This window comes from Shewanella sp. SACH, from assembly GCF_001887095.2.
GTDB classification, from domain to species: Bacteria; Pseudomonadota; Gammaproteobacteria; order Enterobacterales; family Shewanellaceae; genus Shewanella; species Shewanella baltica.
This window is the reverse complement of the sequence record NZ_MPDG02000004.1, coordinates 218,567-230,182: the sequence shown is the minus strand read 5'-3', so window position 1 is coordinate 230,182 and position 11,616 is coordinate 218,567. Positions and strand designations below refer to the sequence as shown.

At 48.0% G+C, this 11,616-nt stretch carries 10 protein-coding genes and 1 pseudogene; 4 read left to right on the top strand and 7 right to left on the bottom strand.

Annotated elements, in window-relative coordinates; translation table 11 throughout:
- Window positions 1-463: pseudogene (locus tag BM607_RS22185) on the bottom strand (metal transporter); the annotation flags it as partial.
- 145 nt (window positions 464-608) lie between these two features.
- Here BM607_RS22185 and BM607_RS16535 point away from each other — a divergent pair.
- Window positions 609-1,154 (top strand): LuxR C-terminal-related transcriptional regulator, encoded by a 546-nt coding sequence (locus BM607_RS16535; RefSeq protein WP_006079428.1) that lies wholly within the window; start codon window positions 609-611, stop codon window positions 1,152-1,154.
- 112 nt (window positions 1,155-1,266) lie between these two features.
- Window positions 1,267-1,413 carry a hypothetical protein gene (locus tag BM607_RS16530; protein ID WP_170927471.1) on the top strand — a complete coding sequence of 49 codons (147 nt, stop codon included), beginning with the start codon at window positions 1,267-1,269 and terminating at the stop codon, window positions 1,411-1,413.
- 23 nt (window positions 1,414-1,436) lie between these two features.
- On the opposite strand, the gene BM607_RS16525 is transcribed toward BM607_RS16530, so the two are convergent.
- Window positions 1,437-2,387, bottom strand: coding sequence for a putative sulfate exporter family transporter (locus BM607_RS16525; RefSeq protein ID WP_071940258.1), 951 nt, complete (start codon window positions 2,385-2,387; stop codon window positions 1,437-1,439).
- A 288-nt stretch (window positions 2,388-2,675) separates the two neighbouring features.
- On the bottom strand, window positions 2,676-3,239 hold the full coding sequence (locus BM607_RS16520) for a malate synthase (protein WP_006084707.1): 564 nt from the start codon (window positions 3,237-3,239) through the stop codon (window positions 2,676-2,678).
- A 253-nt stretch (window positions 3,240-3,492) separates the two neighbouring features.
- On the opposite strand from BM607_RS16520, the gene BM607_RS16515 reads away from it, so the two are divergent.
- Together BM607_RS16515 and BM607_RS16505 are read left to right on the top strand one after the other, a co-directional pair.
- Window positions 3,493-5,025 carry a DUF3612 domain-containing protein gene (locus BM607_RS16515; protein ID WP_071940259.1) on the top strand — a complete coding sequence of 511 codons (1,533 nt, stop codon included), beginning with the start codon at window positions 3,493-3,495 and terminating at the stop codon, window positions 5,023-5,025.
- A gap of 362 nt (window positions 5,026-5,387) precedes the next feature.
- Window positions 5,388-5,807, top strand: a complete 420-nt coding sequence (locus BM607_RS16505) for an SH3 domain-containing protein (RefSeq protein WP_071940260.1) — start codon at window positions 5,388-5,390, stop codon at window positions 5,805-5,807.
- A gap of 355 nt (window positions 5,808-6,162) precedes the next feature.
- Here the strand turns inward: BM607_RS16505 and BM607_RS16500 are convergent, their stop codons facing one another.
- Genes BM607_RS16500 through BM607_RS16485 form a run of 4 tightly spaced genes read right to left on the bottom strand, consistent with a single transcriptional unit; the run spans window position 6,163 to window position 11,615 of the window.
- Complete coding sequence (locus BM607_RS16500) at window positions 6,163-6,489, bottom strand: DUF3325 domain-containing protein (RefSeq protein WP_071940261.1); 327 nt, start codon at window positions 6,487-6,489, stop codon at window positions 6,163-6,165.
- Window positions 6,486-8,090 carry a PepSY-associated TM helix domain-containing protein gene (locus tag BM607_RS16495; RefSeq protein ID WP_071940262.1) on the bottom strand — a complete coding sequence of 535 codons (1,605 nt, stop codon included), beginning with the start codon at window positions 8,088-8,090 and terminating at the stop codon, window positions 6,486-6,488. Before BM607_RS16495 ends, BM607_RS16500 begins: the two co-directional genes overlap by 4 nt.
- The gene (locus tag BM607_RS16490) at window positions 8,087-8,455 is read right to left on the bottom strand and encodes a hypothetical protein (protein ID WP_071940263.1); all 369 of its coding nucleotides are present in this window, start codon (window positions 8,453-8,455) and stop codon (window positions 8,087-8,089) included. The genes BM607_RS16495 and BM607_RS16490 overlap by 4 nt, the downstream gene beginning before the upstream one ends.
- Window positions 8,448-11,615 carry an efflux RND transporter permease subunit gene (locus BM607_RS16485; RefSeq protein WP_071940264.1) on the bottom strand — a complete coding sequence of 1,056 codons (3,168 nt, stop codon included), beginning with the start codon at window positions 11,613-11,615 and terminating at the stop codon, window positions 8,448-8,450. The genes BM607_RS16490 and BM607_RS16485 overlap by 8 nt, the downstream gene beginning before the upstream one ends.
- Window position 11,616: the final 1 nt, after the last annotated feature.

Sequence of the window (11,616 nt, the reverse complement as noted above, 5' to 3'; positions counted from 1 at the left end):
TGTCGAGCAATTGTCTCTTACGATCTAATTGGGCCAGTTTCACTGCAGCAAGACGATGTTCCCACAGGCTTTGTCGCAATAATCCCGATAAATACAGACCTTGCAGCGCGACTTGTTGCGCCTGAATGCTTTGGGTGAGTTGTTTAATCTGCTTGTCGCTGCTGTGCAAAGCAGGGGATTTTATTGGCAAATTGAGTGAGAGTTCCTGCTCGTAGCTGTTACCATTATCTAGGCTACCTAAGTGACTCAGGCTAATGCTCGGCAGGCCATTGAGCCAAGATGAGCTACTTAAGCTTATTTGCGATTGCGGTAACTGGCCGCCCGATTTAGATAGAGAATGTAATCTAGCTTGGCTGGTGGAGAGTGCTTGAGATAGCTCGGAATTCGCGGCGTGGCACAGGAAACTGCTGCTGACTAAGGTCGCCAACAGACATAACTTGATACAAGACGTACTGACAGACATAGGACGATTCTATGGTAATAAAGTGTGCTGTCAGTGTAGGGATTGGTGGGCGAAAGTCGTGGGGGACATGTATCATAAAACCGTCTATGGTACATATGTCCCATAAATTAATTGGTTGATTTTGCTTTTATTTAGGAGTTTTTCGATGAAGGATCTTGTCATTATTGGTCTGTTGGCCTTGATCATATGCTTTAAGCTTTTTGACATCTCATCCGACATTCAATTGGGCATTCCCCAATGGCATATTGCCCAGGAAGCCATGTTATTAGTGCTCACTGTGATTGGTGCCATGTACTTAAGTTATGACCTTATTCGTCGTTCCCGCGAAGTGAAAGCGTTGGCTAAACGGTTGGAGCATGCGGATAAGAAAATCGACAATATGTCGACGCAAATGCGCTCTGCCAGACAAGAATACAGCCAAGCTGTATCGCAGCAATTCGAGACTTGGGGCTTTACTAAGAGTGAGCAGCAAGTGGCATTTTTATTACTTAAAGGCTTAAGTTTTAAAGAAATTGCCGAAGTTCGCCAGACTAAAGAAAAAACTGTCAGGCAACAGGCATCGACCATTTATGGCAAAGCGGCTGTGGATGGACGCCACACTTTCTGTGCTTGGTTTATGGAAGACTTTATTCAAGAACATAATCAAGATCTTGCTGCGAATGAAGCGGCATCAAGTTCTAAGGCGGCTTAATCAACGCTGGATTGGCTTAGTTGTTATAGCTATTTGTTATTAAAAATCGATATTTGCTGAGTTTTTAGTTCTAAACAATAATGAGCATCCCTAAGTTTGCAGGAAGATGCAATTGAAAAACTGGCTGATTATCGTGTTTTGCCTGATTGCCTTGGTCGCTTCGACGCAAACCACAGGACTCGTGCGTTCACTTATCGAATTCTCCGCCTTTGTAGGCGTCTTCTGCTGGGCTTGGCGAATGAAGCCGACGGCAGAGTAGACTGGCTTTCTGCTAAACCATACTTATTGAAAATAAAGAATATACACTAAAGACGTGATACCAATCGCTGCCCACAGCATGACCCCAAGCAACAAAGGTTTGGGGCCACTCGCCCGCATTTTCTGCACTGTAATTCCTGCACCAATCAAAAACAAACACAGGACTAATGCCCGTTTCGACATCATAAACAAGGTGTCATAAACAGCGTTAAACTGCGGTAACCAATGCGCCACAGCAATGGCTAAACAATAAAAACCGATAAAATACGGCAGGTTAAGTTTGCGCTTATCGCCACCAAACAGCATAGCGCTGACCAGTGCGATGGGGATAATCCACAGGGCGCGGGCGAGTTTTATGGTGGTGGCGGTTTTTAAGGCTTCATCGCCATAGGCTGAAGCCGCGCCGACAACCGATGAAGTATCGTGGATGGCGATGGCACTCCACACACCAAAATTGTATTGGCTCATATTGAGCAAATGGCCGAGTGCGGGGAATAAAAATAGCGCGACTGAGTTCAGCACAAACACACAGGCTAACGCAGTGGCAGTTTGATCGTTACGCGCATTGATGGCCGGAGCCACAGCGGCAATGGCGCTGCCACCACAAATAGCGGTACCAGAGGCGATTAAGTGGCCCGTGACATGATCAAATTTCAGTGCGCGGGTGAGCACAAACCCTAAGCTGAGGGTGAAAAAGATTGAGCCAACTATCAAGCCGAAGTTGTGGGTGCTCGCCTCTATCGCTGCGTTTAAGTTAATCCCAAATCCTAAGCCAATGATCGAATAAGACAGGAGTTTTTTGGTGAGAGCGGCAATATTCCATTGCACAGGTACCCAGCCAAGGCTGGCTAAGGTAAAACCTAAGACTAGCGCCATGGGCGACGAGATAAAAGGCGCGAGGCATAACAAGCCCGCACAGATGAAAACGATGCGATGAGTCTTATTATCTTGCTGTGATATCGATGAAGAATTCATAACGCCTTAGGCTCGAGCGATTCGGTTTTATCGTTCCAACCATAGATCTTCACATTAAGCGACGGATACAAAATGGCGATCAATGGGGATTGATCATGGAGACAGATGCAAGGGGGCATTATAGCTGTGAGTATTATCATCAATAAAATCAATTAAACTTATCTAGTTAATCAGTTTTATTGACTCTTAGAAGGTTTGGCAAAGCAGGAGGGTAAATCGAAGAAGATGAACTGTGCTCAGTTCATCTTCTTAGCTGGATTATAAATGGCGAGGTTACAGAGCGTGAAATTATAAATTTACGATACTTTTCAAGTTGTAATCGCTGCCATCCTTTGCGGTAAACAACTTATCTTGGGTGTCGTTAGCGCTAGACATACCCGCATGTAATAGGCTGAGCCAATGGCGCGATGCGGCTGAACGTGACTCTTGTGTTCCGACTACCATGTTTAATGACGTTTCGATTTGGATATCTTCCAGATTGGCAACGTCTCTCGCACCTATCATGCCATTGCGATCGAAACTGAGTTCAACGTGGCAACCTAGGTCCTGCAACACTATGGCGCAAGGCGCATCTTTAGTGCCGTTAAAAGCCACAAACTGTTTTGGCTGACGTAAACCACTGTGGCTGCCGTCGGCAAAAAAGGCCAACAGGTGTTGGTAGTAAACCACATAGCTGCTCACATCTTGGTGTGAACCAGAGTTGAGTGGAAAGAGGCGGTCGAGGAATTGTTTCGCATTGGCGATCTTTTCGTGCTCGGCGACATTCACTTGGGCCACGGCTAGCACTTCTTCTGCGATGAGGCTGTTTAGATTCGGTTGGATCTGGTTGCTCTTGATAATTGACATATTCATCGCTCGTTCCTCTCACTCTTTCAATTTAAAAAATTCAGGGTTTTGATTTAACTTTTGGCTTATCAAAGTTTGTTTTCAACTTGGCTTGTCCGCTTTAAGTGCTTGCCCGCTTTAAGGGTTAGTGGTTAAGCATTTCTTGAATGGGCTGACTCCGCTGGTTTGCTTGAGTCGTTTCTCGATTGCTTAATTTGTAGTCTAGTCTTTTTTTGACTACAATTTCACAATAAAAATTTTACACTGTGAATTTTACAAAATGCGCAATGACCAGAGCTTGATGAGAAAATCACACTTCCTAGGGACAAAAATACGTAACCTACGGAAACGTAATAACTTAACCATGGAAGATTTGTCGGCACGCTGCATTCGAGTCGACGCCGGAAGTGCGCCCTCTGTGTCATATTTGTCGATGATCGAGCGTGGAAAACGAGTGCCGAGTGCCGGAATGCTGGCTGTGATCGCCGCCGTTTTTCAAAAAGATGCCGACTGGTTCCTCGACGATGTGCCCGAAGAGAGCGCTATTACGCCAGATAAAGGCCGACGTGGTGGCATAAGCGGTATGGCGCTCGAACCCAGCTTTTTGTTTTCCAATGATATTTTGCAAATCGCGATACCAGAAATGCTGTCGCAGACGGGGATCTCAGGTCGGCAGTTTGCCCATTTATTGATCCGCGCCCATCAAGAACACCATCAAAATCATTTCCCCGATCTTGAACGTGCCGCCGAAGAAGTCGGTCTCAAGCGTATGCCCTTATCTCTGGACGATATGCTGGATATTGCCAAGGGCATGGGATTAAAAATCAAATGGATAGATAGCACGCCGCAGGAAGTGATCGACGATATGGGCGTGAGTTCACGCCAGTTAGTCACCTCATTTTTCGAGCCGCCGAGCACGATTTATGTGAATAAAATCCTCAAAAATCGTCCTAATAGACTCAAATATGACTTAGCCGTGCACATAGGTCATTGTGTGTTGCACAACAAAGACGGCCTCAAGAGTGTGATGACCTCAGGCCGTAAAGAGGAAGTGGACGAAGAAGCGGGTATGCAGTCCAATACCTTGAACGCGCAGGACATTTTGCATGCGTGGCGTGACTTTGAATCGAGCTTTTTTGCCGGTGCGCTGCTGTGCCCTAAAGTGCCTTATCGCCAATTACTCGACCGCCACGGTTACGAGATTGAAGTACACAAGCAACTGCAAGTGTCAGCCTCGGTCGCCATGCGGCGCATGACTGTCGTCTCTCCTTATCCCCATTGGCATTATTTCGACGCTTACGCACCGGGCAAGCTCAAGGCGGTTTATCGCGGCAACGGGATCCCACTGCCTTGGGGCAATATGCGGTTAGTGGTAGATCCCTGCCAGCATTGGGCAGTCTTTAGGATGATCAGCGAGCCAACGGTCGGCACTTCGGCACAGATTTCTATTTTAAACGTCGGCAATGAACCACGCATTTACTGCTGCGAGTCAATTAAGGTCGAAGATTCGGCGGGCAACCCGCATGTCCTCTGCGCCGGTATTGATTTGAATCCGGCGATTGAAGCCCAAGGCAAAGATGCTCTCTCAATCGCCCACGATTTGAAAGATGCCTGTGTCGCCAGTGGCGGTTCAGTCACTATTCCAAAACACATTAAAAGTGATCTGGTCAGCGTCGCAAAAATCCTCAATATCAACTGGATAGAGCGCGGGATCAAAAACGACGCCCGCCTGATTTGCTCCCGCGGCGCAGTCTGCCCACGCCAACCGAGTTGCTATCAAGCAGGTAAATCACAGTGTGATGGGGCAACGTAAATACTATATGATTTACGTTGAGTTTTGCGGCCTTACGGCCGAGAAAGTCGTGGTGCTTCACCCCACACCCGACCAAGGAGGACTGCTCGTCCTATCCTCCTTGGATACTCCATGACGCCCCCAACGGAGTTGAAAGCTCCTTGTGCTCATTGGCAAATTTGCTATCGCTTCCGAAGGATGCGTCCATGCACCTGCGAAAGCTAGCTCGCCATCCATGGCGAGACTCACGCGAATTTGCCATTCGCCCTGCGGCAACTCCGAGGGGAATAGTATTCTGCGGCATTAAGTATGAAATTTAGGCCAGAAGAGATTTGCCTGTCATGTCTTTTGGGTGTGAGGAAAGAACATTAAAGGAACTAAATATGAATAGGCTATGGTTGCTAGTGCTAGTAATTTTAATGAGTAATTTGACATCAGTTGCTTACGCTAAAAACTGTAAGAAAGGCCAACCATGTGGTAATTCATGCATTTCGTGGAGTAAAACTTGTCATGTTGGAACATCAAGTCAGAGCTATAAATCGTCTACATTGTACGGCGCAAATAATAGCCAATCCTCTGGGGTTAAAGGAACCAGCGAACCTACATCTGAGAATGTACAAGTATTTGAAGTTAAAGTAGATAAGCTCAATGTTAGAGATAAGCCTAATCGTAATGGATATCTACTCGGCTCACTTTTAAAAGGAGATCGTATTGAAGTTATTACCACCAGTGGTGACTGGAAGGTCTTTTTATATAAAAACCAAGTTGCTTGGGTACTTTCGGTTTATTTGAAGCCTTTGTAAGGGGCTTTACCGAACTATCTAGGTCTATTTGTAAAACTTGAAAGAGCGTACTTAAGGTTTGTATTGAGTTGTTGAGATTAAGCACTCGCATGTAAGTGACCGTTGGCGGCATGGTCGCTCTTTCACATCCATGTGATCGCGACATTCGTAGGTCCTTCTACATCAGATGCCGCCGTCGAGCCTATAGGGATATATTCACGGCGAGTCACTGGAATGAGAGTGCTTAATCATTAGTTATGTCGTCACTCATGTGTTTAGCGCTTTAAAAAGAACTCATCTCACAATCCCTACTCTATGATTTTTTATCAATCAGTCTCGCTCATGGTTGACGTGATTTTGTGTTTAAAATCATTGGTTAATATAACAAGCCGAGCAAGCACACTACGGCGCTGGCGGGTAATATGGGTTGTAGCCAGCGAGGTTTGTAGCTGATTAAAATCACTAGGATTATCGAACTCAAAAACACCCAGCCGAGCAGTAATACGCTGGCGTACGCGGGGCCATAGTGACGACTGGCAAGCCAATAGCACAGGACGAGCGTTGCAGTACCAGCGGTGCGAAATCCGCGTGCCTGTGCATCGGTTAACGGGCGGTTACGCACGGCGCGGTGGTGGCTAAAATAAGACAATGCCAACAGCCCCATGGCGATAAAACAGGTTAATAACTCGCTTGTGGCTGTCATGATTCGATTCCTAATTCTGCGGTCGCTTTGGTTACTTGTGCAGCACGTACTTTTTGGGAGCTACGCAAGCGTTTAGCTGCCATGTAAAACAGCGCTGCAAGGGCGAGCATCATCAGATCAAATCCTGCGAGAACATAGGCTTGGCGCTGTAGATTGCTCATCAGCTGATACTGCGAAGTCATAGCATTGAGCAGGGGTAGCAGGCCATAAAGTAAGGCTGTGAGTAAAAAGAGTCGTTGCCATGTCTGTTTATCTCGTTTGAAGCAAGCGAGCAGTGCGACTAACGCCCAACTGATAAAGAAACAATGGATTTCCCAGTTTTCTCTATCCATAAAGCTGACGGGTAAGAGTCGGTTGGCGTAGAAATAACTCGCTAACGCTATGGGAAGACCTGCAAAAGTTGCCAGATTCAGCATTTGTACTAAGGCTAAGCCGGGTTTGAACTGGCCGCTTTTTTGTTGTTTCTGAGCGAGTTTTTCTGCCCACATGATGGCGCCCGTCGCAATCATCACGCAGCCTGTAATCCCTGCTAGTAAATATAATAATCTCAAACCTTGGCCAGCAAAGCGGCCGCTGTGAAGCGCTATCATAGTGCTTTGGGTTTTATTCGCTGCCGATGTAGCCGTTGATTCTTCAGTTAATTTCCCCGTTACTGCGCTGAAGCGATACCAAGGTGCTTGCTGGTTTAAGCTGTGTTCTGGACTCATTCGAACTGTTACCTTGGCATTGGCATCATTCAAGTGCTCGACCTGTAGCATCTCTATTGGACTCGACGCTTCATCACTCATGGGCATGGCAGCATTAAGGCTTGCAAGCAGTTGCTGCGGACTCTGCATAGTGGCGGCTTCACCGCTAGGGACACTTGAGCTATAAATGGGTTTCCATTGCGAATAAAAGGCTTGAGTTTCATCACCATATTGCGTGTTAAGTCCCCATGGCATATACATAAACATCAAAGTCACTAGGCCGGTGTAAGTGATCATAAGATGAAAGGGCAATGCGAGAACTGAGCTGGCGACATGGGCATCTAACCAAGAGCGCGGGCCTTTTCCGGGGCGAAAACTAAAAAAATCCTTAAAAATACGTTTGTGGATCACTATCCCGCTGCTGATGGCGACCAGCATGAACATAGTGCAAAAGCCGACAATCCAACGCGCCGTGAGCACACTCATGTAGTACAAGTCGAAATGCAGTCGATAGAGAAAGTCGCCCCCTCGGCTTTCCCGTGCTTTAGGTAAGGCTTCACCTGTCGCAGGGTTAATAAAGCCTTGATGATAATCACCAAATCGCTGGCCTTCAGCGGCGGGATCGCTCCATGCATAGGTCAGTAATGGCATCCGTTGTGTTGGTAAGTAAATCCACCATGACTCAGCGTCAGGCGCTTGTTGTGCCAAGGACGTGAGGCCCTTGAGTATCAATTGTTGATTATCCGCATTGGCATCATATTGGCTGCCGTGGTTTTCGGGTTGCATCCACAGGTTGATTTCAGCACGGTAATAGGCCGCTGTTCCGGCAAAAAAAACCAGAAACAACACCCAGCAGGTGAGTAATCCAACCCAAGTGTGTAGCCAAGTCATTGAACGAAAAAAGGAGTCTTTCATAATCCACTCCCTTGAGCACTTGTAGCATCAAACGCTTTAGCGGCGAGGTAAGCTAAATACAGCAGACCGCTGAGCGCGAATAAATCCAGCCAGTATCGCCATGTTGATTTAACGCTGAACACCCAAATCACGGCGCAGGTGTACACAGTAAATGACAGCATCATGGCGGTTAACACCCGATCAACCTGAGATAACGGCAGGATTTGCGCGAATAAAATAGTCGCTACTGCACTTAACAAATAGCCGCCAAAGGTTGCTGCGAGGCAGCGATTGCCTATGTGCAGGCTATCGCTCCAGATGGCTGACGTTTTCCTGCGCATCAGTCTTTGTGTTAACGGTGGAGTCATGTTGGTTTTTTCAGTCATGATGGTGTGCCACTTCTGCTGAATTTGTCTTGTGGGTGCGGGATAGCACAGAGATTAACAGGGCGGGTAAAAAGGTTAAGCTGAGTAGCGTTGCCACGATAAGACCTGCCAATACCACTATGCCAACACCGCGGTAGAGTTCGCTGCCAGCACCGGGGAATAACACCAGCGGTAATAAGCCAAACAAGGTCGTCGCGGTGGACATTAGAATTGGTCGTAATCGACTGGCGACGGCAGATTTTACGGCATCAACGACACCAAACTGACCTGATTGCAGGTTTTTACGGCTCTGTTCCACGATCAAAATCGGGTTATTAACGACTGTGCCGAGCAGGATTAAAAATCCCAGCATGGTAATCATATCAAAGGGTTGGTGCCAACCTTGGCCGCCAAGATACGCAAATAAGCTGCCAGTATAATTAAGCGCTTGTAAGCCGACTAAACCGCCTGCGAGCCCGAGCGGGATAGTGATCAGCACAAATAACGGATAACCCCAGTGATTAAAAATTGCGACTAATAACAAGTAGATGATCAACACGGCGACCAGAAAATTGCTGGAGAGTGCCGCTTTCGTCGCTTCGAGTTGATCGGCTGCGCCCGAAATATCCAAACTGACATCTTTGCCGACAGCCCCTTGTTGATAGAGGATAGGGACTAGTTCTTCCCGCACCTTAGCCACTGCGGTTTCCAGCGCAATGGCGCGCGGTGGAATGATGTAAAGGGTCACGGTTCTGCGGCCATCGACGCGGCGTAAACTGTCGCTATCCATCTGCTCGCTAATATCGGCCAAGGCTTGCAGTGGCAACACATTGCCCTTAGGCGTCACTATTGGTGCGAGCGCTAATTGCGACAGGCTCTGTTGATTGCCTGCAAGGCTAAAGAGGAAGATATCAACCTTGTTATCATTAAGGAAAAACTCGTCGACATAGGCGCCATCGCTCAGTGCCGAAACCGCATAGCCAAACTCACTGCCGCTAAAATCTTGCTCTACAAGACGTTGCCAGCGAGGGGAAATCTGCCACAGGGGTTGATCTAGCGACAAGGTCGATGGGTCTGAATACAGCTGAGGTTCGGCAAATACTTTTTCCGCCGCTTGATACGCCGCTTCGGCAGCGCGATAGAGGCTGGCTTGATTCGGGCCAGAAATATCCAAGGCGACTGCGCGGGTGCCGCCATCGTTGCTGGAAATAATGGAACCCCGCGATGAATAGGCGCGCATACCAGGATATTGCTCAAATAAGGCGGTGAGTGAGCTCATCATGGCATCCATATCTTGGCTGCGAACGGGCTCGCTCATCACCCAAATACTGCCGACACCCACGCTGAGGGTATAGTATTTTAGTGGCGGAATTTTTTGCTCACCACGTTCAAAGGATGCCGCCTCGACATTGACTCTCGCTGAAAGCTGAGTCGTTAATTCTTCAGCAATTTTAGCCATTTCGGATAGGTTGTAACCCGGCGGCGCGACCATAGAAGTAAAGGCTTTTGGTTCTTCGCCTTCGGGTAAATATTCGGCCGGAGGCATCAGCCAAGCCGCAAGCCCGATCGTCGAGACGAGTGACAGCACAATCACAAAGGTGCGGCGTCTTGCCGACAGTACAAGTTGGCTGACTAAGCTCAATATGCGTGATGCTTTGGGGGGCTCACTTTGGTTTGTCTGCGCCGAGTGCATCTTACCGAAACCAAAACGGGCAATAGCGGCGGGTACGATGAACACCGCGACCAGCATAGAAGCGATAATTGATGAAGCGATGGCAATCGCGATATCCGAGTACAGTTGTCCCGCTTCTTGTTTGATAAATAGAATGGGTACAAACACTAGTACTGTGGTGAGCGTCGAGGCTAATACTGCGGGCCAGACATCGTAGATACCACTTATGGCTGCTTCGAGACGCTCTAATCCGCGTCTGCGCGCTTGTTCAATGCTTTCGAGCACCACAATGCTGTTATCGACCGTCATGCCTATGGCAAAGGCAACACCCGCCAGTGAAATGACATTAATAGTGCGATTAAACACCAGCAGCCCGACGAAGGCGGCTAAGGTACACAGCGGAATACCGATAACGCCTATCAGGGTGGCTCGACTCGAGCGCAAAAAGAGGTACATGACTAAGGTTGCCAGCAATGCGCCTAGGCCCAAATTAACCCACACATTTTCAACCGAATCTTGCACATAGCGCACATCATCACTGAATAGCTCTAATTGCATGGCGTGCTGGGCGAGTTGATTTTGATTGATCTGCGCTACCACAGGCATCATAGCGGCTTTGATGGCGATAACGTTAGAACCGACGTCCCGCTTAACCGCTAAGCTGAGGGTACGTTCTTGTTCGGCAAATGACAGCTCACGGATCTCGGCGTGGTCTAGTTTTATCTCGGCCACGTCTTGCAGCAGAATATTCGTATTACCTTGGCGTTTTAAAATCAGTTGCTTAAGTTGGTTTAAATCCTCGAAACGGCCAATCACCCGCAATAAATAACGTTTTTTACCACTGTCGATATCGCCCGCAGAGGTGTCCTTGTTGCGATCTCTAATGGCTTGGCGTACATCCATAATGCTGATGCCGCGTTGGGCGAGTTTGGCGGGATCGAGCCGTATTTGGATTTGTCGTTCAGCGCCGCCTTGAATGGTGACGGAGGAAACGCCTTTGACGCGTTCCATTTGTGGGCGAATAAAGTCGTTCGCGAAATCGCGCATCATGTCTATGTCTAGATTCAGCGGGTTGCCTGCGACAGGCACGAGACGGAAATACATGAAAGCGTTGTCTGAATATGAACTGCTGTAAAGCCTTGGTTGGTCGACGTTTTCTGGATAAGACGATACTTGGCTGAGCGCATTGCTAACACGAATAAGCGCGTCACTGATCTCAGTGCTTTGGGGGAATTCGAGTTCTATCCATGCCGAACCTGTATCGGCCCAAGATGTCATGCGTTGTAAGTTGGGCAAGGTGCGCAGGTAGCGTTCCTGCTCAAGTAGAATTTCTTTTTCAACGTCTTGCGGCGTTGCTCCCGGCCAACCTGTGGCGACACTGATGGTGCGCACATCTAAGTCGGGGATCATTTGGATTGGGATACGCAGTGCGGCAGCCGTGCCCAACACGCAGAATATCAAGACGATGACCGACAGTAAGGTGCCATGTTTAATACCAAACTTCAGCATC

What these genes read in the sequence shown, in the direction of transcription:
- BM607_RS16485 (WP_071940264.1), bottom strand. Translation starts at nt 11,615, where the DNA reads ATGCTGAAGTTTGGTATTAAACATGGCACCTTACTGTCGGTCATCGTC.
- BM607_RS16515 (WP_071940259.1), top strand. Translation starts at nt 3,493, where the DNA reads ATGCGCAATGACCAGAGCTTGATGAGAAAATCACACTTCCTAGGGACA.
- BM607_RS16490 (WP_071940263.1), bottom strand. Translation starts at nt 8,455, where the DNA reads ATGACTGAAAAAACCAACATGACTCCACCGTTAACACAAAGACTGATG.
- BM607_RS16520 (WP_006084707.1), bottom strand. Translation starts at nt 3,239, where the DNA reads ATGAATATGTCAATTATCAAGAGCAACCAGATCCAACCGAATCTAAAC.
- BM607_RS16500 (WP_071940261.1), bottom strand. Translation starts at nt 6,489, where the DNA reads ATGACAGCCACAAGCGAGTTATTAACCTGTTTTATCGCCATGGGGCTG.
- BM607_RS16525 (WP_071940258.1), bottom strand. Translation starts at nt 2,387, where the DNA reads ATGAATTCTTCATCGATATCACAGCAAGATAATAAGACTCATCGCATC.
- BM607_RS16505 (WP_071940260.1), top strand. Translation starts at nt 5,388, where the DNA reads ATGAATAGGCTATGGTTGCTAGTGCTAGTAATTTTAATGAGTAATTTG.
- BM607_RS16535 (WP_006079428.1), top strand. Translation starts at nt 609, where the DNA reads ATGAAGGATCTTGTCATTATTGGTCTGTTGGCCTTGATCATATGCTTT.
- BM607_RS16495 (WP_071940262.1), bottom strand. Translation starts at nt 8,090, where the DNA reads ATGAAAGACTCCTTTTTTCGTTCAATGACTTGGCTACACACTTGGGTT.